Here is a 26640-nt window from a genome sequence, read left to right as displayed (position 1 = left end):
GTTCACCTGAAAGGATCTATCCCTTTCAGACATACTTCGATGAGATCTTGGCAGTTCGTGCGCGGTCCTTGGGGAGGCTGTTGTGGTGCCGTTCGACCGAGGCCGCGCGTGGGTGACCGTGCCGCTGCCCCGCAGCCCGCTCGTTCCGTCACGAACGGGCGCGCAGTCCACTAAGGACGGGGTCCGCGACCTGCCCGCGTCACCAGGAAAGCTCCCGGCACCGCTGCGCTGACGAGCCGCCCTCCACCTGCAACGTGGCGTGCTCGATGCGGTACTTGGTGGCCAGCAACGCCTGAGCGGCCTTCAACACGTTCTCGTGATCGGCGTTCTCCGCCGTGGCGAGGTGCGCCGAGCACACCTCCATGCCGCTGGTGAGCGTCCACACGTGCAGGTCGTGCGCCTCGGTGACGCCTTCGATCTCCGTCAGCGCGACCTGCATCTCCGTCACGTCCAACCGCTCGGGCGCGTGCTGGAAGAGGATGTGCAGGGCGTTCTTGGCGAGCCCGTACGTCCGCGGCAACACCCAGATGCCGATCAGCACACCCATGATCGGGTCCGCGTACTTCCACCCCGTCGTGATCGTGACGAGGGCCGAGACCAGCACACCGACAGACCCGATCAGGTCAGCCAGGACCTCGAGGTAGGCACCCTTGACGTTGATGCTCTCCTTCGCGCCCTCCCTGAGCACGCTGAAGCTGACGAGGTTGGCCCCGAGCCCCAGCGCGGCCGCGATCAGCACCGGCCACCCGGCCACCGACGGCGGGTCCTGGAACCGCCCGACGGCCTCGTAGATCACGTACCCGGCCACCCCGAAGAGCAGCACGGCGTTGGCCAGCGCGGCCAGCACCTCGGCCCGGTAGAACCCGAACGTGCGGTTCTTCCCCGCCTTGGCCCGGCGCGCCACCATGATGGCGGCGAGCGCCATGCCCACCCCGAGCACGTCGGTCAGCATGTGGGCGGCGTCGGAGATCAACGCCAGCGAGGACGTCGCGAACCCGACGACGAACTCCACCACCATGAAGACCGCGCCGATCCCGAACGCGATCCACAACTTGCCGGCGTGCTGCCCGCTCGCCGATCCGTGCCCATGCCCGTGACCCATGCTTCGGAACATATAGCGACATGCGCATGAGTGCAATTCGACGTATTCCCGCACATGCGGCTACGTGACGGGCGTCACGCGCGAGCCGCCGGAGGGGGTAGGTGTGAAACGGGGTGGCGGTCGTGCGCTAGGATCTTCCACGTAGCTACGGCCCCCGTAGCTCAGGGGATAGAGCACCGCCCTCCGGAGGCGGGAGCGCAGGTTCGAATCCTGCCGGGGGCACTGAAATCAACACGTGAGGGCCGTGACCAGCTGGTCACGGCCCTCACGTGTGTCCGGCGGTCGTCGCCACCGCTCACGCGATCAGGCCGTGGTATGGGATGCGCTCCACTCTTCGGCCGTTCTGCAGGGCTTCGGTGAGCAGTTCGCGCTCACGCAGCCGCTGTTCGAACTGCGCCACCGGGTCCGGCGCAGCTTCGTCGAGCGGCACGTCCTCCTGGACTGCGTCCGGTTCCTCCTGGTCGGAGTCACCCGGTCGCGGTTCCTCGCGGGCCTCAGGTTCGACAGCGGTCACCGCGACCGGCTTCGGCCGGGGTTTCGGGGTGAACCGGGCGATCGGCTCCTCGGTCGCCGCTTCCGCCGGGGCGAGATCGTCGAGCTTCGCCGCCTGCTCCAGGAGGAAAGCGGCGAGCTCGGCGGCTTTGCCGTCGTGCAACTCCTTCACGTGCAGGCGGTTCTCCGGGCTGGTGCGGTAGACCTCCCAGAGGTGCGGCAACTCGTGGAGGAACCCGTTGTGCTGGTTGACCCGCGCGCTGACCGCCGCGTGGATGTCCCTCGCGGCGCGCCACTGCTTGGCCAAGTCGTCACGCCGGAGGACGTAGCCGTCCCGTGCGACGCTCGACCAGTGCGTGGTGCCGACACCCTGAACCCTGTCGGCGGCGTCGGCCAGGGGTGCGCGCTGCGCGACGACCGTTTCCGCGAGCGCGCGAAGCCTGCTCGGGTTGCCGGGAGGCTGCTCGGCATCGTCGGGTCCGGAGCTCCCGAGCCGCAGAGTCGGCCCACTGTTGCCGGTGGGGATCTCCTCGATCAAGAGCTTTCTCCCGCCCCCAGCGATCTCATCCGTTCGACGAGTTTCTCGTCCACTCCCGCGTAGGTGTCCGCGGTCTCCCGCAACAGCGTCGCCATGCGGTCGGTGCGAGCGCAGAGGCGGTCTCGCGCCGCCTTCAGGCTGCGCTGGTAGGTCTCCACAGCCGCGCGCAGTGGATCGCCGTCCGGCCAGCGCTCCGTGTCGATGTCGAACTTCCACACGTTGTCACCGCGGACGGTGGCCGCGATGTCGCGGTACTTGCCCTCCACCGACTGCAACTCGGCGATGTCGACCGAGAACCCGTCCACCTCAAACCTCCCTCTGCAGCAGTTCGCGCCGTAGCCGAGCCACGTCCTCCGCGGTCCAGTGCAGGTGCCGGCGGCATCCGACGATCGGGTTCAGCGACAGGCCGACTTCCGGGTAGCCGGCCAGCAACTGGAGCACCACGCGCCCCGGTTCCCTTGCCCGCAGGCGGCTGGGGTCGGCGTACTCCTCGAACTTCTTCTGAGTCGTGAAAACCGGCAGTTGCTCGTGTTTCCCGGTCTGCACGGTCACCATGTACCTGGACGGACTGACCTCGAAGAACAGTGTCATCTGCGGAAGCAGACGTTCCAGCCCTTTCACGTCCGCACTGTTGGCGTCGAAGAGTAGAGCATCGACGTCGTCCGAGGACACCTCGATTTTGACATCGGTCCCGAACTTGTCGTGCCTCTCTTCCGCCCGCACGGCCGCGTCGAGCAGTTCAGCGGGCATCGGCTGGTTACGACCTTGCTGCCACTGCGCCCAAATGCTCTTCACATAGCCGGGCACCTGCTTTTCGTGCGTGCTCTTCGCCCAGCCTCGGGAGCCGAGGTTTCGCCTTTCGAGCAACGCCAGCCGATCGCCGTAGTTCAACCTGTTCAGTTCGGTGTCACGCGGGATGTTGCAGGCATACCTGATCACCTGCCTGACGACGTCGTCGACGGGCAGCGTGTCGATGGCACGGCACGCGTGCCAGTGCAGCTTGGCCAGCACGGTGAACAGGCCGTCGTCACGGCCGATGTGGAGCAGCTCCCCGAGCGGGGTCTCCCGGACGTGGACGATGCCTTGCCTGCGCAAACCACGTCGGGTGTGCAGGGACGATTCAGAAAGAACCGCCATCGAGAACTCCTCGGCTTACGCGAAGATCAGCTGGGGGGCCGAAAGCCTAACCGATGAAGCCGCGCAGCACCTAACCGGCGGTATTCCATCCCGCAAGGCTCAGGAAAGTGGACAGAAGACCGCCTGCACGACGGAATCTTTTCCGCAAAGTTGCCGACGCGGCGCAAACCTGCGGCAAACTTTCCGCCAGCCGTCCAAACTTTTCCGAACACCTGCGGAAAAGATTCGGAAAGCATTCCACCGCAATCCCGAAAGCAGCTGAAAAATTGTTCTAGGCACCTCAACGTGGTCTTCAATGGACATCACCGCATCACAGTGACCACGGAAAGAGGAACAGCCCGATGAACGCACAAGAGGACCCCGGTTCGTGGCCGGCCCTGATCCACCGGATGACCAACACCTGGGCGGCGCTCCTGCGGATGCTTTTCGCGATCGTCGTCATCGCGGCCGTGGTCGCGCTCGCGTGGTGGCTGCTCGACCTCGGTTCGATCCAGTTCGGGCCGATTGTGGTCGAGGGAACTCCGAAGCCCGCCGCAGCGTCGCGTGAGGCAGGCGGCTGACGCTCGACCCCCACCGGAACGATGCTCTGCTCGTCGAGCAGGGCATCGTTCCGGAAGGATGGGGTGCAAGGGGTCGTGCCCGGCGGACGCGCGTTCCCTTCCCGGCCCGAGGATTGGACGCAATGGGACGCTCGTCGGTGTTCACCTTCCACTACATCGCCATCGACACGGAGGCCGGCGTCACGCCGGAGGAGTTCGAGACCTTCGTGCGCGCTGAAGGCGTTCACCTGCCCGTGTACCCGGGCTGGCGGTGGACGCTGCTGCGCGGGTTGCGCGGCGAGCGGACCGGGCAGTACCTGATGTTGTTCGAGATCGAGAGCGCCGAACAACGCGACCTCTACGTCACGGCCCGAGGTGAGCAGACCGAGCTGGCCCGGCAGTTCTGGGCGGAGCACCCCGAGGCGGAGGACGTACTGGCGCGATGGCGGCGGCTGGGCACGTTCGGCGAGCTGCCGACGTTGTTCACCGACTACCGGCTGCTGGCCGACAACCCGCGGAGCACGGTCACGCCAGGCCCCCGCTACCGCGACCGTCCGGCCGAGGAGCCCGTCGCGCGCGTCATCGGGATCCACAACCTGGCGTTGCGCGCCGGCGTGACCGAGGAGATGTTCGACCGCTTCATCGCCGAGAACCACCACCGGATCGACGACTACCCGGACTGGCGGTTCCACGTGCTCAAGGGCGAGCGGGGCAACCGCCTCGACCAGTACGTGATGATGATGGAGATCGCGAGCCTGGACGCGCTGGACGTCTTCTACCCGGAGCCCGACATCGCCACCGGCGAGGCCGCGGAGTTCGCGGCCGCTCACCGCGACACCAAGCAGATGTACGAGGAGTGGAAGCAGCTGGCCTCGTTCTCGGGGTCGCCGCAGATCTACACGGACTACCTCGCCGTCGCGGAGAACCCGGCGTAGACCGATCAGATTGTGAGGTGGTGCGGGGCCAGTCGCGCATGGCGGTGGTGATCCAGGTGCGGAGTTTCATCGAGGACCTCGCGACGGGTGCCCAGGTAGGTGAGGTCGGTAAGTCCGGTGTCGCACCAGGTACGACGAAAGCGCCGAGCCTCTCTCCGGCCTGAAGCGGGCCAGCTACACCTCAGCCGATCTGCAGCGATGGGCTGACGGCGTCGAACGCGGCCTTGCAGTACTCCTGGCGAGCGGTGGGTGCATGTTGCCGAGCAGCAGTCCGAGGTTCGGGAAGGCCACCACAGGCGCGATGAGTGGGTCTACTCACAGCGGTACGCGCGGACGACCGGGGCGCATGTGCCGCACTTCGCCTGACCGTTCATCGCCCACCCTGCGACTGATCCACAACGAAGCTGCTCTCAAGCACAATCTGCCGGTCAGGCGTTTGGCCGGTGTGGTGAGCAGATCTGTGTGACGCCTTGGCGGGGCACCATCTACTCGCTTCGAGCAGAGCGTTGCTCCGGAAGAGCCGCAGCACCTCGGTCGCGCCCATTTCCACTGCTCCAGCCCCTGTCCCCCGTCAGGTGATGCGACGCGCGGCAGCCCTCGTTCATAGTCGCAGTGCGGGATCAACGCTCCAACAGCTTGACGACGGAGAACTCGGAAATGCTTGACTCGTGCACCCACAGTGGCTGTGGAGCACGGCATCAAGTGATGCATCGCCCAATACCTGGTCGAGGCCAACGCTGACACCGGTCGGCAGTTGAAGAGATTCCTACGACAACGCGACCATCTCAGAGGCCGCGCCCCGACCAATTGATCGCAGAACCGGGCCGCAGACACACTCGCCCGCCAACGTCTCATCAGGTGGTGTGCTGGAACAGTTCGTCAGGGCTGGTGTCCTTCCAGATCTCCGAGCGGCCGGTGAACCCGCGGTCGTATCTCACTCGCGACCCATCTGCGCGAAATTGTGCATCTCGACGGCGGACTCCGCCGAGATGTCGGCGGCGTTTCGAGCGAGCGGACTCCCCTAAAAGAACGGTCGCGAGACTGTCTGAGCTGGACCGTTTCGACTTGCGTTGAAGGTGCCCGAAGAATCACGTGATCAGCGGACCTGCTGTTGGTGCGCTAGGCGAGCGCAGGATGGTGTGGCCACCACCGGCACCTGTCGATGGGGTTTGCTCTTCCGGACGCTCTGGATCGCGGTCTTCGCCCCGATCCTCATCGGGCTGCTGGTCGGCGGGATCTTCGGCCACCCCGTCTTCCTGGGCGCCTTCGTGGTCTGGGTCGGCGTGCTCGCCTGCGTGTTGCGAGCCGAGGCGTTGAACGCTCAGGCACGCGCGCAGGGGTCGCCCAGCGCGCGGCTGTTGAGGGCGCGCGCCGGGTGGATGTTGTTCGCGCTCGGGCTCGTCTTCGGCAATGCCGGGCTGGTTCGGGTGGTGCTCGGCTAGCGGGCGTTTTGTGCTGCTGCGATCAGGTCGTCGCCTGGGAGTTCCACGCCCAGGACGCCGCCTGGGTTGATCACCAGCGTGGTGCCCGCCAGGACCGGGACCAGTTCTCGGCCCGTCGTCTCCATCGGGGTCGAGGCTTGCGGGGGCAGGTGGCCTGGGGCCGTCCACACCGCCAGGAAGCGGCGGCCGTCCTGGGTGACGCCGATGCGCAGGTTGCCCTGGCCGTCGGTCTCCGCGATCAGGCGCGAGTCGAGGGTGGCGGGCAGCAGGCTTTCCTGAGGGGACCAGCCGCAGGCGACGTAGCCGAGGACCACGTCGAGGTCGGCCAGGGGTTCTGGGAAGCCTCGCCTGGCTGGGCCCGGCCGGTAGTTGGGGTTCAGGTAGGTGTTGCCGGTCAGTTCGCCCGTTTCAGCTACCTCGTAGGCGCCGAAGAGGGTGGCGTCCGGGATGCCCTGGATGAAGTTCGGGTTCACCTCGGGGTCCGCGCACCACAGCCAGGTGTCCGGGATCTGGCGGCGGGCCTGCTCGCGCAGGGAGTCCGTCACCGGCGGGAGGCCAGGGTGCAGGGTGAAGTCCTCGATGTGATCGGGGAACTCCGTGAACGGGCCGGGGAGGACGTAAACGCGGACGCCGTCGGCGTTCAGTGCCGTGATCAGGGTCCAGGGACCCTTGAGGCGGTAGAGGTGGTGTTCGCGATCCGACTGGATCTCGGTCTCGTACGCCAGGTTGCCGTCCTGGCTGCCGTAGCGGTGGACGAACAGGTCCTCGACCTTCGTCAGGCGGACCTCGGTCATCGTGTCGAGCCGCGGGTCCTGGTCTGAGCTCACCTGGTACGGGGACTGCCAGGGCGGGAGGTCCTCGTCCAGTTCGAAGCGCAGGGCGTCCTGGTTCTCGATCAGCTGGCCGATCAGGTACGTGACGGCGTTGCGGACGTCCGCGAACCGCTCGCGCTTCTCGTTGTGGGCGCGCTCCGCCCAGTAGACCTCGTAGAAGTCTTCGTCGTCGCGGACGATGCACCACGCTTGTTCGCGGTGGTGTCCCAGGCTGTAGAAGCGAGGGCTGGTCTGGACTCGGGTGATCACCAGGCGCAGCGGGTCGAGTGCCTTCTGGAACGCCGCTTCGATCTGGTTCTCGTGGAAAGGCCTGCCCATCGCGAGTGCTGAGGCGCGGGCCTTGGCGATCTCCGTGACGGTCGGGAGTTCGTACCGTCGCTGGCGGATGTGGTCGACCAGCGCCAACTGCGGCGGGATCTGGTGTTCACGCAGGTAGTAGGCGACGCTCGCGGGCCAGGTCCAGATGCCGTCGGTCTGGAACGCCAGCGGCACGACCTGGTCCTCGCCGCCCGTGTAGAGGTCCTTCGAGGAGCCTCGGGACGACAGGACGACAGGGGCGGCCTCGAGGTACGCCAGCAGCAGGGACCACTCCCTGCCCCCGACCATCGGCCGGTACCAGATGCCCTTGCCGTCCTCGATCACGTCGAAGGCGCGCGCCAGTTCCAGCGAGGGTCCGGTCTGCTCCGGCGGGTGGAGCTTGCTGACCCGGCCCCGCTGCTGGATCTTGCCCGCCGCCCGCCACATCCAGTCCGGTACCTGCTCCGGCCTGGTCGGGAGGAGGCGCAACTCGTCGGCGGCCAGGTCGAGTGCGGTGCCGTAGTCGGGCTTGAGCTGCCACTCCGGCGGGCCGTCGATGAAGAAGTGACGTTCGGTTTCGCCGTCCGCCACGAACGCGTACGTCACGGTGAACCAGACGCCCATGCTGCTGTGGAACTCCCGCATCCGCAGGCGGTGCAACCATTGGCTGACCATCACCGGCGGCGCCCACACGCGCGTCGTGCCGTCGATGGTGACCGTCGCCTCGACCTCCATCCGCCTGGCCATCACGCGGCACTGGAGGTCGACTCGCTGCCAGCCGTCCGGGGCGAGCGCGACGATGGCTGCCTCGACCTCGTCGCGGATCGGGGTGTTGCTGGGCGGCGAGGTGTCGCCGGGTCCCATCGACGGGTACTGCGGCCACGCACCGGGCAACCGCGGCAGCTCGCGGAGGAGGATCAGCCGTTCGTCACCCACGGTGCCCTGCAACGGATCCAGCTCGGTCGGCGCCGCGCTCTCGTCGGTGACGCGCCAGATCTCGGCGCCCAGCAGCGTTTCGTACCGCGACGCCGTGGCGTCCGCGCCCGGTTCGAGCCGGAACGCCTTGTCGCCGTCGACCGCGATGTCGTACTGCACGTGCTTCACTCCTTGCCGCACAAAGGAAAAACGGTCACGACTGGCGCGTTTCGACGTACTCGGCCCACTTCGGCGGCTGCTTGCCCATCTCCTCCATCATCTCCAGCATGTCGCGGAGGTCGGTGACGTTGGGCGCGGTGCCCGCGAACCAGTCGCTCACGCTGTCCCACGCCTTGCGCGCGCCCTCGCCCTCGACGACGTCCCAGACGGGCGGATCGTCCTGGCCCAGGTCGGCGCCGTCGACGACGTGGTAGGCGTAGCCCTGGTGCGCGGTGAGCGCGAGGAGGCCGCGGGGGTCGGTCAGTTCGTGGTTCTCGAGGCCGTTGAGGGTGGCGACGGCGTGCCGCTTGCGTTCCGCGGTCATCGCGCCGACGCCGAACGCGGTGCCGGCGAGCCACAGTCCTGATTGGACACCCATGATCCGCAGCACCTCGCGCACCGCCTCGGGAACCCGCTCCACGCCCTGCTCGGCGGCCATCTGGTCGATCTGGTCGTCGGACGCGCCCGCCACGGATCCGCGGCGCAGACCGTTCGCACAGACGCGGTCGAAGATCGCGTCGATGCGCTCGCTCGGGGTGCCGTTCGGTTGGTTCACAGCGGGTACAGCCTCTCTCCAGCTCGGTTGACGACTTCCAGGCGCATGTTCGGGAAGATCCGCTCGTAGGCGAGCATGATCTTCTGGCAGGACAGGCAGATCTGGAACTCTGCCGGGGTTCCGTCGCGTTTGGCCGACGGCAGGTCTACGACCATGCGGAGGTCGCCCGAGATGTCCGCGGCGGTGAACGGCGTGTAGGTCGTGCCGTTCGCCTCCGCACGCGCCGCTCCGCGCCGGTTCAGCTCGTCGATCGCTAGGGACATGCGGTCCTGGGTGCGCTGCACCTCGCCCTTGTAGCCGTCGCGGTAGTAGTTCGGGTCTTCCTTGTTGAGCGTGTCGACCGTCTTGTTGGCGTCGCGCAACGCCGTGCTGACCTCGTTCTCGGACAGCCCGCTGTACTCGGCGAGCTGGTGACGTGCGAGGTCTTCGAACATCTTCGGTTCGGAGTCGTTGGTCCTCGGGGTGCCGGTGCCATCGCGCCAGCCGCCGCTGTCCGGGTCGTAGGAGGTCGCGTTGGACGTCTCGAAGAGGCGCTCGTTCTTCGGCGGCTGCTGCGGGGCTTCTGCCGCCGGGCTCCAGTCGTGCTGCTTGCCGCTGAAGTTGTAGAAGTCGGCCGACTCTCCGTCGCGGTCGCTGCGGTAGCGCGCCGTCGACAGGGTGCGCTCGTGCGGGCGGCGTTCGGCGTCGGTGCTCGGGTTGCGGCCGGTGAGCTCGCGGACCGAGTCGAGGCCTTCTTCGCGCTTCTCGCGGTTGTCGTCGCGCATGTCGCGGAAGTCGTCTTCGCGCTCGCCGCGCCGTTCCGCGGTTTCCGGTGCGTACTCGGGGGTGTCGTCGCCCCACTCGGGGGTGTGGCCCGGCGGGTGGGGGCCGTCGTGGATGTCCTGCGAGCCGTCCGGGCCAAACGTGCTCCACTCGCCGTTCGGTGGCCAGCCGGGGCGGCCGTTGTCGTCGCTCCTGGTGGCGAAGAGATTGCCGTTGTAGTCGACCCAGGCGTCGGTGTTGGGTGCGGTGACCGGGGCGTTGAGCTCGCGGGCGAGCTGGGCCGCGAAGCCGTCGTCGCGCCTGCCGGTGTCGCAGCCGACGAGGGTGATCGGGTCGCCGTTGTAGTCGGGGTTGGCGCGGATGATGTCCGCGACGTCCCTCGGGGTGAGCGGGTAGTTGCCGACCCTGGCGTTGTGGGCGTTGCTGTGGAGGTCCACGACGAACTGGCCGGGGATCCTCGGGAGTTCCCTGGCCGTGTAGTAGCCGTTGTTGTCCTGGCTCCTGTCGAAGATGGACATGCCGGCGTCGGTGGTGTGCACGTGGTCGCGCACGTTCGCGTCGAGCTCTTCGTTGAGCGGGCCGAGGCGGTCGCTCAGCGGTTTCTGCGGTGGTTGCGGTTCTTCTCGGCGGGGCTTTTCGTCCTGGTCCTGTTTGGACGGTGGAGCGGAGTCCTCCGGCCTGGTGGGATCGGGCTCGCGGTGGCTCTGGGTGTCCTGGTGGGGTTCCGGGGTCGTCGGGCGGTCGTGGGGCGGTGAAGGCTCTTCGGTGCGTGGCGGGGTGGGGTCCGCCGGGCGGTTGGGCGCGGGGTCCGCTGGTGCGGTGTTGAGGCGTTCCGCGATGGAGGGGCGAGGCAGGTCCGACTGGTGCGGCTTGGGCAGTGGCTGGGTCGGGCCTGGTTGGCGTTGTTCGGGGGCATCGGTCTTGGCCGGGGTGTCGGTGTGCCGCGGCTGTGCCGGTTCCGGCGTGGGCTTGGGGCTGGTTCGCTCCGGCTCCGGGGTTGGCTTCGTGTCGTGGGAGTCCGACGCCGTGGTGGTGTCGGACTTGTGGCCGACGAAGTCGGGGTTCGGCACGAACGGACCGAGCACGCGGCCGACGCCCGTCTCGTACCGGACCTCGTGCCAGCCTTCGACGTAACGCCAGTCGATGCCGCCGGGGAAGAGCGTTTCCTTCTCCTCGTAACGCCGGTGGTGGCCGACGTTGTCCAGCGTCTCGTCGGTCAGGATGCCGCCAGGCGCCTTGACCACGTACACGGCTCCGAAGCCGACGCCCGCCTCCTCCTTCGCGACGTTCGCATCGGTGCTGGTGCTGACGAAGGCGTTGGTGTTTCCGTCGACGTGCTGGACGAGGTCGGGCTTCGCGTCGGGTCGCGGCACGTCGAAGCCGCCCGCCGCCCTGATCTCCTCGGGTGAACGCCTGTCGCCGCGGTAGAGGGCGTTCTCGTCGCGCATCCAGCCGGGGACGTCGCGGTGCACGACGTGCGCCGGGTCGATGCCGTACTGGGACGGGTCGAGGTGCCGCATGGCGACCGGCGGGCCGCCGTCGGGGCCGGGTGGGGGCGCGGAGAAGTGCTGTGGCTGGGTGTCCGGCGCGGGTTGGTGGGTGGGTTGTGGTTGTGGCTGCTGCGTGGGCGCGGGCTGGTGTGTTGCCGGAGGTTGGTGCGTAGCCGGAGGTTGGTGCGTGACCGGAGGCTGGTGCGTAGCCGGGGGTTGGTGCGTGACCGGAGGCCGATGCGTGACCGGGTTGGCCCGCGGGTTGGGGTGCGTGCCCGGTGCCGGTTGGTTGGTCGGCCGGTTGGGGTGTGGCGGGCCGGAGGGGGTGGGCGTGCCGTGTTGCGGCCGTGCTGGGGGCGCGAACTGCTGCGGCGGTCCGGCAGGGCGGTGGTTGCCGCCGTGGGGAGTCGGTGGCTGGCCGTGACCGGGGACGCCGGGTTGGCGGTGCGCAGGTGGAGCGGGCGTACCCGGTGTCTGCTGGTGAAGGCCGGGCGGTGGGCCGACAGGACGGTGCCCGCCGGGAGGCGGGCCGGCGGGGCGCTGGGTGCCGGTCGGGTTCTGGGGGCGGGGATGTGTGCCGGGTTGGTTCGGGCGGAGACCAGAGGCGGGCGGATGGGCGCCGGGCGCGTTCTGATGCGCTCCTGGCGCGTTGGGACCAACGCCAGGAGCGTTGGGACGGGCGCCGGGGGCCGGTGCGTGAGTGCTCGGGTGGACACCAGGGGCGTTCGGATGGGAGGCCGGCGGATTCGGGCGGATGCCAGGCGCGCTGGGATGGGAACCGGCGGCGTTGGTGGAGTGGGTGCCCGGATGGCTCGGGTGGGTGCCTGGGCGCAGGCCGGGGGGACCCGAGGGCGGGTGGGGGCCGCCCGACGGCGTGGTGTGGGTGTTCGGGCCATGACCGGGGGCGCCAGGGCGTTGACCGGGGGCGCCTGGAGACGTCCTGGCGCCGTTCGGAGGCGAGGGCTGGCCGCCTGGGCGGATGCCGGGCGCTGTGCCAGGGGCGTTGGGTGGAGTGCCGGGGCGGCTCGGCTGGCCGGCTGGTGCTTGCCCCCCGAAGCCCTGGGGCGCGGTGGGATGAGGTCCTCCTCGGCCAGGTGCGGGGACTCCTGGAGCAGAGATGCCGGTGGGGTGGACCGGCACGCCCGGTGGGCGGTTCTGGCCACCAGCGGGAGACGTGCCCGGGGCGCCGCCTGCGGGCGGGCGGCCTTGGCCTGCGGCTGCCGCGGTGCCGGCCGGGGGGCCGCCCATGCCTGGAGGAGGGCCACCGGCCGGGGGACGGGCTTGGCCGCCTCCGGCGGACGTCGCCGTGGGCTGGCCGCCAGCCGGTGGACGGCCTTGGCCGACGGCTGGAGGACCGCCGGCTGGGGCGCGACCGGCGCCAGGCGGCGCGCCGGCGGGACCGACTGCTGGGCTTGGCGTTCGGGGTGCCCCGCCCGCTGCGGCAGGCGGGGCCGAGCCCGGTGCGGGGGTTGGCGTTCGGGGTGGTCCGCCCGCTGCGGTGGACGGGGTCAGGCCTGCAGGGGTGGGGGGTGACGGCCTCGACTGGGGTGAGGTCGAGGGGTTGGTGGGCAGCTTCACCGATGGAGCCGACACCGCGGGTGGCCTGGTGGTGCCGGTGGAGGCGCCGGGCAGGGAGGGCGGAGCTGACGCACGGGTGCCGGACGAGGAGGACGCCGAGGACGTCGGGGTGCTGCTGGTCGAGGAAGCGGGCTGGGTTGGGGCCTTCGACTCGATTCGGTTCATCGAGGAGGCGACCGACTGGTCGGTGTTGCGGGCCGTTTGGGCCGTTTCGCGGGTCTTGGTGCCTGCGTGGTCTGCTGCCGAGGCTGCCTTTTCGGCGCCGCCGCGAGCGGTTTGGATGGCCCGGTCGGCGTGTTGCATCGCCACTTGGCCGAAGACGCCGGCGCTGCCGGAGGCGGCGTTGATGTTGAGCTTGCTCGCCACCGAGGAACGGACCTGGTCGCCTCGGCTGGTGATCTTGCCGCCCAGCGACTCGACGGCGTCCGGGTCCATGCGGGTGCCGCGACCGCCGCCCAGGCCTCCTGGCGTGGGCGACGACGACGGTATTGGCGACGGCGTGTTGGTGCTGTGCGAGCTACCGCCGTGATGAGAAGACGATCCCCGAGTCCGGCCGGTCATCAGGCGGTGGCAGGCGGCATGTCGTAGGGCTTGACGGCGTCGTAGGCGGTCTTCGCGTAGCCGCCGTACTCGGCGAACCGTTCCAAGCCCTTGACCAGGCCCTGCATCTTCTCCGCGAGCTTGGCCATGCGTCCGCCGAAGCGGGCCATGGCCGACGCGAGCTTCGAGAGCCTGCCCGCGATCTTGGTGGCCATCATGGCGGCACGGGTGCCCGCGTAGCCCGCGAACGCGGCGATGGAGCTGCCCAGCGTGACCACGGCGGACGCGGCGGCGATGAGCGCGCTCGCGATCAGTTCGCCGATGAGGTCGGAGATCCAGCCGAACACCAGCGACCGCAGTTCGCAGACCAGGGCGCCGGACAACGCGTAGATGGCGGCGGTGCCGTCCATCGTCTTGCCGAGCGCCTCGTACTCGCCCGCCATCTGGTCCATCTCGCGCTTGAACGCGTCACCGGACGCGCCCTCCCAGTCGGAGACGCCGCGCAGGTCCTCGCGGTGCTCCTGCGCGATCATCTTCATCTGCAGCGCGGCCTGCTTGAGCTGGTCGGTGTTCGCGTTGATCTCGTCCGGGTTGCCCAGCAACGCGTCCAGCGGCTCGCGCAGGAAGTCGACGTGCTCCAGCAGCCAGCCGACACCGGCCGACGCGAGCATGCCGAGCGGGTTCGCCATCGTGGCGACGACGTCGACGACCATGCCGGCGCCGCCCAGCGCGACGTCGATGACGTCAGGGCCCTCGCCCTCCGACTCCGACGTCAGCGAGTCGACGAACCCGGCGACGCTGTCGACGACACCCGCGCCCGTCGACCACGTGGTGGTGCTGTTCTCCTCGGACATACTTCCCCCAGTGCGGTGGTTCAGCGCTTCTTGAAGATCGAACCGTCGCTGAAGTCCTCGTCGTCATCGCTGCTCGGCCTCGGTGCGGGACGGCGAGCGGGCGGCGGAGGAGCGGTCGCGGCGCGTTCCTCGTACTCCTCGTTGAACGCGTAGGCCGGAGCGCCCGGCTTCTCCTCTTCCTCCGGCGGCGGGAGGTACTCGGTGATCACGCGGTACGTCTCGGAGCCCTCGCCCTCGACCGCGGCGAACGTCTCCGCGACCTTCACGGCCGCGCCCCGCTGCGCCTTGCGCGCGATCTCCAGGATCTCGGCGGACAGCTGACCGTGCGGCTTGCGCATGGCGTCCGCGGTCAGCTCGAGGCCGGTCAGCGCGCCGTTGGGCGCGACGCTCACCGTGATCGTCCCGTCGTTCGACGACGCGGACCCGCCTGCCTGCGCGAGTCCTTCCTGGACGGCGGCCGCCTTCGCCTGCGCGTCGGCGATCTTCGCCTCGAAGTCGCGCATCCACTCTTCGGGCGTCTTCACCCAGCGCTCCATCCCACTCGACCGGATGGACCAAAGGATTCCACAACCGCTCACAGCGCGTTGCCCGAACGCCAAGATCGACCGGCAACTCGTTCGGGTGCGGCCGGGGCGCGGAAGACGGGGGAAGTCAGGCCCTGCGCCGGCGCTACCTCGACGGCTGCAGGTAGTTCGTGTCGCCGAAGTCCTCGTCGTCATCGGGCCCGCTCAGGTCGTCGCGGAGCCGGTTCAACTGACGCTCCCCTTCGGCGGCGAGACGCGCGCGCTCTTCTTCCGGCATCTCCTTGAAGCGCGCGGCCGCTTCCTGCACACCTGGGGTGAGGGCCTGGTTGAACAACGGGCTCGCGACCGCCTCGCGCAGGCCTCGGCGGCCGGCCAGGACGTCGTCCACGAGCCTGCCGAACGCAGGGTCGGCCGAGCGGGAGCGCAGGATCTTCAACGACTCGCGCAGCACGTGGGAGCGGGCCGCGTCGCCGCGGGCCACGTCGAGGAGTGGTTCCGGCCTTGGCTTGGTCACGTCACGCTCCGGGGTGGTCGTAGGCGCCCTTGGGCAGCGGGTGGTTCTTCATGTCGTGCAGCAGGCTCAGGTAGCCGGCGATCGTGCCGGTGACGCCGGTGCAGATCGTCCACGCCAGGCCGTGCGCCTTGCAGATGTCGCCCCACACCGAGATCGCCTTCATCGCGGTCGCCGCCATGGCCGCGGCACCCGCGATGGCGCCCACCACGGTCCACGACGCGGCGGCGGTGGCAGCCGCTTCGATGGCCCAGGCGATGACCAGGTCCAGGAGCAGTTCCAGCAAACTCACGATCGTCTTCGCGACGCCCCACACGCCGAAGGCGGCCTGTTCGAACTGGTGGCCGGTGTTGTTGAGGGCGCTGATCTGCGCGCGCAAGGCCGTGGGCAACTGGTCGAAGTAGGCGTGCGCCGCAGCAGCGGCGTTGCCTTCCCAACCCTTGAACATCGTGTCGGTGCCGCTGGTCACGGCGCCCGCGAAGGACTCGTTGAACTTGCCCAGGTTCTTGAGCGCGCTGCCCGCTCTCGCCACGGCCTCCCAGTCGCCCGCGATCTCCTTGGCGATCCACTCGGCCGGGTTGACACCGAACAGGGCGTCGCACCCGACGAGGATCCAGTGCCCGACGCTGAAGTAGTCCGGGAAGGAAAGGATCTTGTCGAACGTCTCCGGGATCATCTGTTCGCTGGTGGGTGCGACCAGGGCGGCCGACGGACTGGTCATGTGCGCGCTCCGGTCACTTGCTGGGGTAGGTGGCGTCGAGGCGCCGCTCTTCGTTGTCGTCGGTGTTGCGGTACATCCGCGCGGACTTGTGCAGCTCGGCCGCGGACTTCACCACGACGTCGGCCAGCCGCGCGAGCGAGTCGTTCACGGCGGTCTTGGTGTCGTTGTTGGCGTTCGCGATGTTCGCGAACATGCGCGCGTCGCCGTAGTCGTACGACAGATGCTTGTGCAGGTAGTCCTTGGCCGCGGCCACGTCGCCGCCCAGGCCCTCCAGGACAGCCGCGAACGTGTCCAAACTCGACGGTTCCGCCTTGAACGACATCGCTCACCTCCGCTTGAACCTAAAGTGCTCAGGTGATCACGTAAGGTAGCGAAGCTGGAGATGACGCGCGCGGCGAGCGGAGGACGGGTGTGGCCACCGGCATCTATCGATGGGGGCTGCTCTTCCGCACGCTCTGGATCGCGGTCTTCACGCCGGTCCTCATCGGACTTCTGATCGGCGGAATCTTCGGCCATCCCGTGTTCCTGGCCGTGTTCGCGATCTGGGTCGGCGTGCTCGCCTGCGTGCTGCGCGCCGAGGCCCTGAACGCCCGAGCCCGCTCGCAGGAGTCACCGAGTGCCGGGCTGCTCGGCGCACGGGCCGGCTGGATGCTGCTCGCCATCGTGCTGATCTTCGGCAGCGCCGGGCTGATTCGGGCGGTGCTCGGCTAGGGCGTTCGCCGCGAGCGGCAAGGTGCTCGACACCCGGCTCGCGGGCCACCTGTGGGATCGGACCTGACAGGTGCTCGGAGTCGGGTGTCGAGCTACGTGACTAGCCGCGGTGCCACTTCTGGTTGGCGCCGCCGACGCAGTCCCACATGTGCAGGACGGCGTCGTTGTTCGGGTTCCACTCGGCGATGTCGACGCACTTGTTCGCCTGCGGGTTGACCAGGTCGCCGTTGCCGTTCAGCGTGAACTGCTGGGCCGGGTTGCCGGAGCAGGTGGCGAGCTGGACCGCCGCGCCGTTGTCGCGGGAGCCCCAGGCCACGTCCACGCACTTGTTGTTCTCGGTGCGCAGGGTGCCGCCGGTCCACTCGAACTTCTGGTTCGTGCCGCCCGTGCAGTTCCACACGATGAGGCGCTGGCCGTCGGCGAAGTTCCAGTTCGGCACGTCGATGCACTTGCCGTGCCAGTCGCTGACGATGCTGCTGAAGTTCGAGGTGGGCGGCGGGGTGGAGCCGCCGCTGAACGGGGTGAGGATGATGCCGGCCGAGCGCGGGTCGCCGTCGTGCACCAGGGACTCCTGGGCCTGCACGTCGTCGAACGCGAACCCGTACGCCTTGCCGTCCACCATGTTCTGGTGCACGAGCTTCGAGTAGTGGTTGGTGATGGCGCCCTGGTAGAAGTCCGCGGGGCCGCCGCCCGGCTGGGTGGTGATGCGGTCCAGCGTGGTGCGGTGCAGCGCGGCGCACAGGGTGCGGGCGATCGGGCCGACGACCTGGTCGTTGGGGGCGTGCAACGCGCCGTCGCAGCCCCAGACGTTCGAGGTGGACGGCTTCGCGAACGACGCGACCTGCTGGCCGGCGGAGTTCGTGAAGTTCATGTTGTTGCCGGAGGTGCGGCCGAAGTACTTCACGTCCGGACGGTCGCCGAACGGCTGCACGGTCAACGTCCGGCCCGTGTAGGAGTTCCACGCCTGGTTGATGTACGGGTCGAGGTAGTTGCGGTCGAAGTTGCCGACGTCGGCCGCCTTGCCCGGTGCGAGCACGCGCAGCACGGTGCCGTCGCCGCGGGTCATGATCGAGCCGCCCCAGCCCGCCTGGCCGCGGATGCCGTTGATGACGGCGTCACGGCCGCCTGACTTCAGCTCGCCGGTCTTCTTCGTGGCACCGCTCGCGCCCGTCACGGTCACCGCGTGCGGGACCGCGAACATGTCCACCTGGGAGCTGTTGAGCCACAGGCCGGCGTCGTTGTAGGTGAACTCGCTCCAGTCGAACAGGATGCCGCTGTTCGGGTCACCGCCCGCCCACGGCGCGGGTTGCACCAGGCCGTCCGGCGTCAGGAAGAACTTCAGCTTCTCGCCGAACGACATGTACACGCGGCCCGAGATGAACCTGGGGACGCGCAACGTGGTGGTGCCGCCCTGGCCGGGACCCGCGATGGAGACGTCCGGCGCGGGGGTGGGCGGGTTGCCGCCGGGGGACCACGGCGTGAAGGTGCCGCCCTGGTTGACGTACCCGAGGCGGCCGTTGCGGATGTCGGTGCCCAGGACGTACAGGTGCACGGACTCCGACCGGCCGCTGTTGTTGGTGACGTTCAGAGGCAGCAGGTCGGGACCGATGGCCTGTGCCGGTGTCATCGCGATGGCCGCCGACGCGGTCGCCGCCAGTGCGGCGAGCGCGCTCAACCACTTCGTCCGAGTGCGCATGTGACTCCTTGTGCAGGGGGTGCTCTGCCGGCAGGTCACCGACCGGGGACTGCAGGAGCGGTCGGTGCACTCCGGTCCGAGAACTGGTCCAGACCGGTTATGAGAGCGCTTCCATGGTTGTTCGCTGATAGGAGCAATGTCAATACCGGGCCGGAACCGGGCACGGTCGTGATCACGGTCGGGTCGAACGCGACACTCCCCAGGGCGCTGCGGCAGGCTGGGTGGATGAACGAGGTGCGCGAGTTCTGGGACCGGCACGCGGCGAGGTTCGACGAGGAACCCGACCACGGACTGCTCGACCCCGCCGTGCGCGACGCGTGGGCGGCACTGCTCCTGCCGCTGCTGCCGGACGGCCCTGCGCGCGTCGTCGACCTCGGGTGCGGCACCGGCAGCCTGTCCGTTCTGCTTGCGCGGCAAGGACATCACGTTCGCGGGGTCGACCTTTCCGGACGGATGGTCGCCGCCGCGCGGGCGAAGGCGGAGGCCGCCGGAGTGGACGCCGAGTTCGTGGAGGGACACGCCTCGCAACCGCCGTACGAGCCGGGATCGGCGGACGTCGTGCTGGCGCGGCACGTGCTGTGGGCGTTGCCCGATCCCGCCGCCGCGCTGAAGCTCTGGGCCGGGCTGCTCGGGCCGGGAGGGCGGATGGTGCTCGTGGAGGGACGCTGGTCCACGGGGGCCGGACTGCGCGCCGACGAGTGCCTGCGACTCGTGCGGAACGCCGGACGGGAAGGCGAGGTCACGCTGCTGGACGACGCCGCGTTGTGGGGACGGGAGATCGACGACGAGCGGTATCTGCTGGTCAGCTAGATTCCGGGGTGTCCCCTTCGCTTCCCGGAAGAGCCTCATGATCGACGTGCTGCCGACGGTGCTGACCGTCCTCGCGCTCGTGGGCGCCGCCTACGCGGGCCTGCTGATCGCGCTGAACAAAGCCCTGCTGCCGCTGACGAACCTGTCCAAGGGGTTGCTGGGGATCATGGCCGTGCTCGAACTGGGCCTGCTGGTCCAGGCCGTCGCCGGGTTCGCGGCGCTGGCGGGGCTCGACCGCGAGATCCAGACGTTCTCGTTCGCCGGCTACCTGCTCGGGCCGCTCGTGATCGTGCCGGTCGGCGTGGCCTGGTCGGCCGGCGAACGCACTCGGTGGAGCGCGGGCGTGCTGATCGTGGCGTGCCTCAGCGTGCCGGTGATGATCCTGCGGCTCGGGCAGATCTGGGCAGGCCATGCCTGAGCTGCGCGAGGGTCCCGGCCGCATGCTGATCGCCGTCTACGGCGTCTTCGCGCTCGCCGCCACGGCGCGGTCGGCGGTGCAGATCGGCACCCGGTTCGAGCACGCGCCGGTCGCGTTCGTGCTGTCGGCGTTCGCCGCGCTGGTCTACGTGCTCGCGACGGTCGCGCTGGCCAGGGGCGGGCGCCGGATCGCGCTGGTCGCGTGCTCGATCGAACTGGCCGGTGTGCTGCTCGTCGGCACGGCCAGTCTCGTTGTGCCGCAGGAGTTCCCGGAGGCCACGGTGTGGTCGTTCTTCGGCATCGGCTACGGGTTCATCCCGCTCGTCCTGCCCGTGCTCGGGCTGTGGTGGCTGCGCAGGACGTCCCAGGCCGCGTGACGGTCCCGCGTCAGGGCGTGCTCGTCGCGATGTCCTGCACGACCTGACAAGCGCTGGGCACGGGATCCAGCTCGTTGACGTGCCCGGCCAAGCGGCACAGCAGTTCCTTGAACGTCCTCCGGTCCGCGGCGGGCAGGCTCGACAGCACGTGGGCCTCGGCGTGCTCCAGCCGGAGGTCGAGCTCCCGCAGCCTGTCCCTGCCGACCTCGGTGGCCACGACCAACCGCGTCCGGCGGTCGGCGGGCGCGGGCCTGCGCTCGACCAGCGACGCCCGCTCCAAGTCGTCGAGCAGGTACGTCATGACCGTGCGGTCGATCCCGAGCTGCGAGCACAGCGCCGACTGGCTCTCCGGCCGGTCCCGCGTCGCGGCGGTCAGGATCTGGTAACCGCGATGGCCGCCGGGCAGGTCCCCCACGGCCTGGTTGGTCGCCTTCACGTAGGCGCGGAACACCACACCGAGGGTCCAGCCGAAGTCGTCCTCAAGTGCGGTCACCCGTTCATGATAGCGCCAGAACGTCTGCGAACATGAACGTCTGTCCAGCAGAACATCTGCGTGGCATACTTTCGGCATGACAGATTACGGTCACCCGCTGGAGTTCGGGGTGTTCCTGCCGCCGGCCGCCGACGACTTCGGCACCACGCTCAAGCTCGCGCAGGCCGCTGACGTGCGAGGACTGGAGCTGGTCAGCATCCAGGACCACCCGTACAACGCGGCGAACCTCGACACGTGGACGTCGTTGTCGGTCATCGCCGCGTCCACGACCAACGTCCGTGTGTTCCCCAACGTTGCGAACCTGCCGTTGCGGCCGCCTGCTGTGCTTGCGCGCGCGGCGGCGAGTCTTGACGTCATCAGCGGTGGGCGCGTTGAGCTTGGGCTCGGTGCTGGGGCGTTCTGGGACGCCATCGTCGCGATGGGTGGTCCGCGGCGGACGCCGGCCGAGTCGGTCGAGGCGCTCGAAGAGGCCATCGCGGTGATCAGGGCGCTGTGGACGCCTGGGCGCGGGGTTCGGTTGCAGGGCAAGCACTACGGGCTCGACGGCGCGCGGCCCGGGCCGTTCCCGAAGCACGACATCGGCATCTGGCTGGGCGCCTACAAGAAGCGGATGCTCCAGCTCACCGGACGGAAGGCGGACGGCTGGCTGCCGTCCAGCCCGTACGCGCCGCCGCAGCAGCTCAAGGCGATGAACGCCATCATCGACGAAGCCGCGGTCGAGGCCGGTCGTGAACCCAAGGCCATCCGCCGCATCTACAACATCGGCAACGAGTTCACCGCACAACAACTCGCCGAGCTCGCGCTCAACGACGGTATGAGCGGCTTCATCGCGATGGTCAACACAGAAGAAGAGTTGCTCGCGTTCGCCGAAGAGACGGTTCCTGCCGTGCGCGAGATCGTGCAGAAGGAACGCGGCACGAAGCTCCCGTGGGACGAGTCGTCCCGCCCAAAAGCACCGGCGCCTGAAGCGGACGCCGTCTACACCGCTTCGGGCAGGGCGCTCGGCCGGCAGCTGGTCGGCGTCCACAACCACCTGCGCGACGAGCTGAACAAGGTCAGGTCGATCGTCGACCAGGCGGCCGAGGGGATCATCGGCATCGGCGAGGCGCGCGACGAGATCAACACGATGACCATGCGCCAGAACAACTGGACGATGGGCGCGTACTGCGAGAGCTACTGCCGTCTCGTCACGATCCACCACACGCTCGAGGACACGAGCCTCTACCCGCAGCTCCGCCAGGGCGACGGCCGGCTGGGTCCCGTCCTCGACCGGCTGACCGAGGAGCACCACGTCATCCACGAGGTGCTCGAACGGCTCGACGCCGCGCTCGTGGCGACGGTCGCGGAACCGCACCGGATCGCCGAGGTGAAGGAGTCGGTCGACCTGCTGACCGACACCCTGCTCTCGCACCTGTCCTATGAGGAGGGTGAACTTCTCGAACCGATGGCGCGCATCGCGTACCACCACTGAGTGCACTTCGGCGTGTGCGGCGGCGCGCGACCGCGCACAGCCAACAGACTGGGCGCGTGGACACCAGGAAGCGAGTCGATCCCGTACGCCGCGGTCGCACCATCCTGGGGGCGTCGCTGCTGCTCACAGCCGTCTTCGCGGGAGGTAGAGCCGCCGCGGGGTTCAGCCACGCGGCCGACACCGAGTCCGCGATCCGCGCGAACGGCGGCATGGACGTCACGATCGCGCTGCACACCGGCATGACGTACGCGTGGCTCGCGTTCGCCGTCCTCGCCGCGATCGCCGCGCTTCCGTTGCTGGTCAACGGCTCCGGCCGGACGTTCGCGGCCGGGGTCTGCTACGCGCTCGGCCTGCCGCTGCTGCTGTTCAGCATCGGCGTGATCCCGCCGGTGCCGACGGTCCGCACGCTGACGTGGATCGCGTGCGGGACCGTCGTGCTGCTGGCGTGCTTCGTGATGCTGACGTCAGGACCGGTACCGGCTCCGGAGCGGCGCGTGCCGGTCCGGAGCCGTCGCCGTTAGCGGCCGGTCACCGTGCAGGTGGCCGTCGCGGACCGGCCGGGGTTGCTCTCCGACACGGCCGTCAGCGTCACCTTCGACATGATCGGCCCGCTGCCGCGCTGCGCGTGCACCGCGACGTCGACCCGGGCGCCGAACTTGGCGGTGGCCAGGGCGTTCGGCACCGAGACGGTCCAGCCGTTCTCCGCCTTCGCGCTCACCCGGTAGACGTCGCCGTCGAGGTACTGGTCGACGGGCTCCGGGTGCTGCGAACCGGGCGTCGCCGCACGGCCGGTGTTGGTCAGCGGGAAGCGGCAGGTCGCCACCCCCGACGCGTCGGCACGGGCGGCGGTCGGCGTGACCCGCACCCCGCGCTGCTGCGGACCGGCGCCGTCGAGCGACCGGACCGCCACGGTGTACGACAGCACGCCGCGGGTGTCCCGCTGCACGTCCAGGACGTAGAAGTGCAGGCGGTTCGCCGTGTCGACGAACTCGAACTCGCTGCCGGAGCCGGTGCCGGCGTGGAACAACGCGTCCGAGAGCTGGCGGTAGTCGCCGACCGTGATCGGGACCTTCGTGCCGTCCGGCAGCACGTAGTCGGTCATGCCGATGTCCTGCGGGTTCGCGTCGATCACCCACGTGAACGGCGCCGCGTCGGCGTTCTTGGTCTTGGCGAGCAGCACGCCGGAGTCCGGGGTGAACGAGTCGGCGCCCATCCGGTCCACGACCTCGAGCGTGTAGTTGTTGTAGCCGCCGCCGTCGCAGAACGGGTTGGTGGAGACGTTGCAGGACGGCGTCTTGTCACCGGTGCCCAACGCGAGGTTGATGCCCGTCAGTCCGGTGAGACCGGGGTTGACCTCACGCGCGGTGATCTTCGCGATGACCGTGCCGGAACCGGCCAGCGCTTCCCGCGAGAGCCTCAGGACGTTCTTCTCGTCGATGATGCCGAGCTTGATCCGGTTGCGGAAGGTCTGTTGCGAGCCCAGGGATCCGCCGCCGGTCGCCGGGATCGTCCAGCGCGAGTGCGGGCCGCCGGGACCGTTGAACGAGCCGCGCGACAGCATGTCCCACGGGCCGCTGTAGTCGCGGCGCGGCGGGTTGCCGTACGGGTTGTTGTAGTTGTCGCCGATGCCGAGGATGTGGCTCAGCTCGTGCGCGTAGACGCCCTGGCCGGAGCTCTCGGCCTGCGTCGAGGAACCGCCGCCCGCGTTGGGCCAGATCGTCGAGCCCGCCGCCCACGACGTCCAGTCGACGTACCGGGTGCTCGACCAGTTCGGCAGCGCGGGGTCCGGCGGGCCGAAGTCGTCGGTGACGTCCTCCTTGGTCCGGAACTTCATCATCCCGAACTCCTGCCAGGTGCCGGACTCGTCCTGGCCCGCGGACAGGTAGTAGATGAAGTCGTAGCCCGCGGGCACCTCGGCCCCGGCGTCCGCGACCCACGCGGCACGGCCGTCGGTGCGGATGTTGCGGTTGCAGTTGTCCCCGGCCGGACAGCCGGTGCCGCCCTGGAACTCCATGGCGTACTCGTGGTCCTTGCCCGGCATCGTGTACGGGCCGAACGCCTTCAGCTCGACGCCGTAGCGCCCGCCGGAGGTCTCCATCCAGTACTCGTGCACGGTGTGGCCGCGGTTCAGCGCGTTCGGCTTGTTCAGGAAGTCCTGGTAGAACTGCCCGACCTGTGCGCGCGGCACGTTGGCGGCCTCGGCGCTCGGGTTGCCGAACACGGTGGAGTTCTTGGCCTGCGTGACGACGAACGGCTGGTTCGGGTAGTCCAGCAGGACGAGCGCGCCCTTGAAGTTGCGCACCGAACCCTTGACCGCCGGGTCGGCCCAGTTGGTGCCGGGGATCTTCTTGTAGTCGCGTTCCCACGTCATGTGGTCCGGGTTGACCCAGTTCTGCGGGTCGATCGGGCCGGGGAACCCCGCCTGGGAGAGGACTCGCGCGGAGTCTCTCGTCTGCTGCCACGGCTGCTGCTGCGGCCAGTGGTCGTACTGCCAGTGGTTCGCGGGTTCGGCAGGGGCGGCGGCGGAGTGGCCGACGGTGACCATCGCGATCGAGAGGAGCGCGGTGATCAGCAAGGCAGGGCGCCGGTGTTTGCGCTTCATGCCAACACCGTGGTGCAGAGCGGTGGTGCGAAACACCCGTCGATCGTCTGCCGCTCAACGGAACTCGGGCAGATCCACGCGAACGGACGCACCGCGCGGTCTCGGTTCGAACCGGACGCTGCCGCCGTGGACGGCCACCACGTCGGCGACGATCGCGAGGCCCAGCCCCGATCCGGGCAGGCGGCGGGCGTCCGGGGCGCGCCAGAACCGTTCGAACGCGGCGTTGCGGTGCTCGAACGGCACGCCCGGCCCCTCGTCGCTGACGGTGAGCCAGCCGGGTTTCGAGCGGACGGTGATCGTGGAGCCGGTCGGCGAGAACTTCACCGCGTTGTCGAGCAGGTTGAGCACGCTGCGTTCGAGCGCGTTGGCGTCGCCGACGACGGACCACCGGTCGTGGTCGACGTCGAAGAGGTGGTCGCGCGAACGGCTGCGGGCGCGCCGGACCGCCTTGTCGATCACCTCGGCGACCTCGACGTCGTCCTGGGCCAGCTCGCGGTCATCGCGGGCGAGCACGACGAGCTCCGTGACCAGGTCGCCGAACTCCTGGGTCTGGGCCTGGAGCCGGTCGAGGACCTCGGCGCGCTGTGGGAGCGGTCTCCCGGTGCGTTCGCTGCGGACCAGCAGGTCGATGTTGGTGCGCAGGCTGGTCAACGGCGTGCGCAGCTCGTGCGCGGCGTCGTTGACCAGGTCTTTCTGCCGTCGTCTGGACTCGGCGAGGGCGGCGGTCATCGACGCGAAGGCGCGGCCGAGCCTGCCCACCTCGTCCCTGCCGTCGACCTCGACCGGCGTCGTGAGGTCCTCGGTTCTCGCGATGTGCTCGGCGGCCGCGGTGAGGCGTTCCATCGGGGCGAGGGCGCGCCGGGTCAGCCAGAGCCCGGCGCCTGCCGCGAGCATCACCCCCAGGATCGACACCGCGGCGAGGACGCCCGCGAGCGTGGTCAGGGTGCTGTCGATCTCGGCCGTGCTGCGGCTCAGGACCAGCACGGCCCCGGTGCCGATCGGTTGCACGAGGATCCGGGCCGGGGCGCCGCTTTCGGTGACGCCGTCGCGGAACGTCGGTGTCGTGACGAGGTCGGCGGCGGTGGTGACGACCGGGTCGACGCCGGGTGGCGCGCAGGTGTGGCCGTCGACGCTCAGGGTCTGGATGCCCTGGAGGACCTGCTGAAGTCCCTGCGGTGGAGCGGGATCGTCGCAACGGATCTTGATGCGCGGCGGGGGCATGCTCGCGAGCAACGACTGGTCGAGCTGTGAACGGAGGTTGTGCTCGGTGGCGATCCAGGTGACGACGCTGATGCCCGCGATCGCGACCGCCACGACGAACGCGGTGATCAACGCGAGCTTGCCGCGCAACAGGACCGGGCTCCTCACGGCGACTCGCGCAGGATGAAACCCATGCCCCGCACGGTGTGCAGCAGGCGTGGACGCCCGCCGGACTCGGTCTTGCGGCGCAGGTAGCCGATGTAGACGTCGAGCAGGTTGGTGCCCTGGTCCTTGCCCCACACGGCGTGCTTGAGGTGCTTCTTGGTGAGCAGCCGGTCGGGGTCGTTCAGGAACACGGCGAGCAGGTCGAACTCGGTCGGCGTCAGGTCGAGCCTGGCGGTGCCGCGCAGCACCTCGCGGGCCTGCGGGTCCATGCTCAGGTCGGCGAACCTGAGCAGCCGCGGGGTGGTGCGGCGGCGGTTCTGCTTGAGCAGCGCACGGACCCTGGCCAGCAGTTCCTCCAGCGCGAACGGCTTGACCAGGTAGTCGTCGGCGCCGGCGTCGAGGCCGGTGACGCGGTCGCCCAGCGCGTCGCGGGCGGTGAGCATCAGCACGGGCAGGCGGACGCCCGCCGCCCTGATCCGCCGGCACGCCTCCGAGCCGTCCAGGTTCGGCATCATCAGGTCGAGGATGGCCAGGTCGGCGTGCCCGACGAGGGGCAGCGCCTCGGCACCGTCCGCGGCGGTCGTGACCTCGTAGCCCTCGAACTCGAGGCTGCGCCGCAGACTGTCCCGCACGTCGGGGTCGTCGTCCACCACGAGCAGTCTCATGGCGGGAACGGTAGGGCGCTTCGCTGTGAGCCAGCTGTGCATCCGCGC

Annotated in this window: 27 protein-coding genes and 1 tRNA gene; 11 read left to right on the top strand and 17 right to left on the bottom strand. The window is 69.3% G+C overall.

All coding sequences use genetic code 11. The features are described 5' to 3' along the window. Positions 1-199 precede the first annotated feature (199 nt). The gene (locus tag ACQEU1_RS32860) at positions 200-1102 is read right to left on the bottom strand and encodes a cation diffusion facilitator family transporter (RefSeq protein ID WP_433210096.1); all 903 of its coding nucleotides are present in this window, start codon (positions 1100-1102) and stop codon (positions 200-202) included. Positions 1103-1252: 150 nt separating this feature from the next. On the opposite strand from ACQEU1_RS32860, the gene ACQEU1_RS32855 reads away from it, so the two are divergent. Then, a tRNA-Arg gene (locus ACQEU1_RS32855) sits at positions 1253-1324 on the top strand. A gap of 73 nt (positions 1325-1397) precedes the next feature. On the opposite strand, the gene ACQEU1_RS32850 is transcribed toward ACQEU1_RS32855, so the two are convergent. The 3 genes from ACQEU1_RS32850 to ACQEU1_RS32840 are packed head-to-tail and all read right to left on the bottom strand — an operon-like array spanning position 1398 to position 3269. After that, entirely contained in the window at positions 1398-2132 is a 735-nt protein-coding gene (locus ACQEU1_RS32850; RefSeq protein WP_433210094.1) for a hypothetical protein, read from the bottom strand. After that, positions 2129-2437, bottom strand: a complete 309-nt coding sequence (locus ACQEU1_RS32845; protein WP_433210092.1) for a hypothetical protein — start codon at positions 2435-2437, stop codon at positions 2129-2131. The genes ACQEU1_RS32850 and ACQEU1_RS32845 overlap by 4 nt, the downstream gene beginning before the upstream one ends. A gap of 1 nt (position 2438) precedes the next feature. Beyond that, positions 2439-3269: a hypothetical protein gene (locus ACQEU1_RS32840; RefSeq protein ID WP_433210090.1), complete on the bottom strand. Its 831-nt coding sequence runs from the start codon at positions 3267-3269 to the stop codon at positions 2439-2441. A gap of 341 nt (positions 3270-3610) precedes the next feature. Here ACQEU1_RS32840 and ACQEU1_RS32835 point away from each other — a divergent pair, with 341 nt between their 5' ends. The 3 genes from ACQEU1_RS32835 to ACQEU1_RS32825 all read left to right on the top strand — a co-directional run bounded on the left by ACQEU1_RS32835 (position 3611) and on the right by ACQEU1_RS32825 (position 6185). After that, on the top strand, positions 3611-3829 hold the full coding sequence (locus tag ACQEU1_RS32835) for a hypothetical protein (RefSeq protein WP_433210088.1): 219 nt from the start codon (positions 3611-3613) through the stop codon (positions 3827-3829). Between the two features lie 122 nt (positions 3830-3951). Then, on the top strand, positions 3952-4743 hold the full coding sequence (locus ACQEU1_RS32830; protein ID WP_433210086.1) for a hypothetical protein: 792 nt from the start codon (positions 3952-3954) through the stop codon (positions 4741-4743). Between the two features lie 1169 nt (positions 4744-5912). Beyond that, positions 5913-6185 carry a hypothetical protein gene (locus tag ACQEU1_RS32825; protein WP_433210084.1) on the top strand — a complete coding sequence of 91 codons (273 nt, stop codon included), beginning with the start codon at positions 5913-5915 and terminating at the stop codon, positions 6183-6185. On the opposite strand, the gene ACQEU1_RS32820 is transcribed toward ACQEU1_RS32825, so the two are convergent. The 3 genes from ACQEU1_RS32820 to ACQEU1_RS32810 are packed head-to-tail and all read right to left on the bottom strand — an operon-like array spanning position 6182 to position 11287. After that, positions 6182-8410, bottom strand: a complete 2229-nt coding sequence (locus ACQEU1_RS32820; protein ID WP_433210082.1) for an SseB family protein — start codon at positions 8408-8410, stop codon at positions 6182-6184. The two genes, ACQEU1_RS32825 and ACQEU1_RS32820, sit on opposite strands and share 4 nt — an antisense overlap. A gap of 34 nt (positions 8411-8444) precedes the next feature. Continuing rightward, positions 8445-9005, bottom strand: a complete 561-nt coding sequence (locus ACQEU1_RS32815; protein ID WP_433210080.1) for a hypothetical protein — start codon at positions 9003-9005, stop codon at positions 8445-8447. Then, positions 9002-11287: a scabin-related ADP-ribosyltransferase gene (locus tag ACQEU1_RS32810; RefSeq protein ID WP_433210078.1), complete on the bottom strand. Its 2286-nt coding sequence runs from the start codon at positions 11285-11287 to the stop codon at positions 9002-9004. Before ACQEU1_RS32810 ends, ACQEU1_RS32815 begins: the two co-directional genes overlap by 4 nt. Before the next feature lie 1492 nt (positions 11288-12779). On the opposite strand from ACQEU1_RS32810, the gene ACQEU1_RS32805 reads away from it, so the two are divergent. Then, positions 12780-13364 (top strand): hypothetical protein, encoded by a 585-nt coding sequence (locus ACQEU1_RS32805; RefSeq protein ID WP_433210076.1) that lies wholly within the window; start codon positions 12780-12782, stop codon positions 13362-13364. Between the two features lie 31 nt (positions 13365-13395). Here ACQEU1_RS32805 and ACQEU1_RS32800 read toward each other — a convergent pair whose 3' ends face one another. The 5 genes from ACQEU1_RS32800 to ACQEU1_RS32780 form a co-directional block, all read right to left on the bottom strand. Further along, entirely contained in the window at positions 13396-14229 is an 834-nt protein-coding gene (locus ACQEU1_RS32800) for a WXG100 family type VII secretion target (RefSeq protein ID WP_433210074.1), read from the bottom strand. A 20-nt stretch (positions 14230-14249) separates the two neighbouring features. Beyond that, entirely contained in the window at positions 14250-14753 is a 504-nt protein-coding gene (locus tag ACQEU1_RS32795; protein WP_433210072.1) for a YbaB/EbfC family nucleoid-associated protein, read from the bottom strand. A gap of 145 nt (positions 14754-14898) precedes the next feature. Beyond that, positions 14899-15267: a hypothetical protein gene (locus tag ACQEU1_RS32790; protein WP_433210070.1), complete on the bottom strand. Its 369-nt coding sequence runs from the start codon at positions 15265-15267 to the stop codon at positions 14899-14901. A gap of 1 nt (position 15268) precedes the next feature. After that, entirely contained in the window at positions 15269-15985 is a 717-nt protein-coding gene (locus ACQEU1_RS32785; RefSeq protein ID WP_433210068.1) for a hypothetical protein, read from the bottom strand. A 13-nt stretch (positions 15986-15998) separates the two neighbouring features. Further along, on the bottom strand, positions 15999-16307 hold the full coding sequence (locus ACQEU1_RS32780) for a hypothetical protein (protein ID WP_433210066.1): 309 nt from the start codon (positions 16305-16307) through the stop codon (positions 15999-16001). Between the two features lie 89 nt (positions 16308-16396). On the opposite strand from ACQEU1_RS32780, the gene ACQEU1_RS32775 reads away from it, so the two are divergent. Continuing rightward, positions 16397-16696 (top strand): hypothetical protein, encoded by a 300-nt coding sequence (locus ACQEU1_RS32775; protein ID WP_433210064.1) that lies wholly within the window; start codon positions 16397-16399, stop codon positions 16694-16696. Between the two features lie 100 nt (positions 16697-16796). Here ACQEU1_RS32775 and ACQEU1_RS32770 read toward each other — a convergent pair whose 3' ends face one another. Then, on the bottom strand, positions 16797-18392 hold the full coding sequence (locus tag ACQEU1_RS32770) for a glycoside hydrolase family 64 protein (RefSeq protein WP_433210062.1): 1596 nt from the start codon (positions 18390-18392) through the stop codon (positions 16797-16799). Between the two features lie 225 nt (positions 18393-18617). Here ACQEU1_RS32770 and ACQEU1_RS32765 point away from each other — a divergent pair, with 225 nt between their 5' ends. From ACQEU1_RS32765 to ACQEU1_RS32755, 3 genes are read left to right on the top strand one after another with little or no spacing between them, the layout of a single operon-like run. After that, positions 18618-19202: a class I SAM-dependent methyltransferase gene (locus tag ACQEU1_RS32765; protein ID WP_433210060.1), complete on the top strand. Its 585-nt coding sequence runs from the start codon at positions 18618-18620 to the stop codon at positions 19200-19202. Between the two features lie 37 nt (positions 19203-19239). Continuing rightward, on the top strand, positions 19240-19620 hold the full coding sequence (locus ACQEU1_RS32760; RefSeq protein WP_433210058.1) for a hypothetical protein: 381 nt from the start codon (positions 19240-19242) through the stop codon (positions 19618-19620). Then, on the top strand, positions 19613-19996 hold the full coding sequence (locus tag ACQEU1_RS32755; RefSeq protein ID WP_433210056.1) for a hypothetical protein: 384 nt from the start codon (positions 19613-19615) through the stop codon (positions 19994-19996). The genes ACQEU1_RS32760 and ACQEU1_RS32755 overlap by 8 nt, the downstream gene beginning before the upstream one ends. Before the next feature lie 10 nt (positions 19997-20006). Here the strand turns inward: ACQEU1_RS32755 and ACQEU1_RS32750 are convergent, their stop codons facing one another. Beyond that, positions 20007-20489 carry a MarR family winged helix-turn-helix transcriptional regulator gene (locus tag ACQEU1_RS32750; RefSeq protein ID WP_433210054.1) on the bottom strand — a complete coding sequence of 161 codons (483 nt, stop codon included), beginning with the start codon at positions 20487-20489 and terminating at the stop codon, positions 20007-20009. 76 nt (positions 20490-20565) lie between these two features. On the opposite strand from ACQEU1_RS32750, the gene ACQEU1_RS32745 reads away from it, so the two are divergent. After that, positions 20566-21960 (top strand): LLM class flavin-dependent oxidoreductase, encoded by a 1395-nt coding sequence (locus ACQEU1_RS32745; protein ID WP_433210052.1) that lies wholly within the window; start codon positions 20566-20568, stop codon positions 21958-21960. A 56-nt stretch (positions 21961-22016) separates the two neighbouring features. Next, positions 22017-22481: a hypothetical protein gene (locus ACQEU1_RS32740; RefSeq protein WP_433210050.1), complete on the top strand. Its 465-nt coding sequence runs from the start codon at positions 22017-22019 to the stop codon at positions 22479-22481. Here the strand turns inward: ACQEU1_RS32740 and ACQEU1_RS32735 are convergent. The 3 genes from ACQEU1_RS32735 to ACQEU1_RS32725 are packed head-to-tail and all read right to left on the bottom strand — an operon-like array spanning position 22478 to position 26592. After that, positions 22478-24562 carry a M6 family metalloprotease domain-containing protein gene (locus ACQEU1_RS32735; protein WP_433210048.1) on the bottom strand — a complete coding sequence of 695 codons (2085 nt, stop codon included), beginning with the start codon at positions 24560-24562 and terminating at the stop codon, positions 22478-22480. The genes ACQEU1_RS32740 and ACQEU1_RS32735 overlap by 4 nt on opposite strands. Before the next feature lie 54 nt (positions 24563-24616). Beyond that, positions 24617-25930 (bottom strand): sensor histidine kinase, encoded by a 1314-nt coding sequence (locus ACQEU1_RS32730; protein WP_433210046.1) that lies wholly within the window; start codon positions 25928-25930, stop codon positions 24617-24619. Beyond that, positions 25927-26592 (bottom strand): response regulator transcription factor, encoded by a 666-nt coding sequence (locus ACQEU1_RS32725; RefSeq protein WP_433210044.1) that lies wholly within the window; start codon positions 26590-26592, stop codon positions 25927-25929. Before ACQEU1_RS32725 ends, ACQEU1_RS32730 begins: the two co-directional genes overlap by 4 nt. Positions 26593-26640 lie beyond the last annotated feature (48 nt).

The sequence above is a fragment of the Lentzea sp. CA-135723 genome (genome assembly GCF_050936595.1).
Lineage (GTDB): Bacteria > Actinomycetota > Actinomycetes > Mycobacteriales > Pseudonocardiaceae > Lentzea.
Note: the sequence above shows the minus strand (reverse complement) of the source record. Positions and strands in the feature narration are given on the sequence as shown.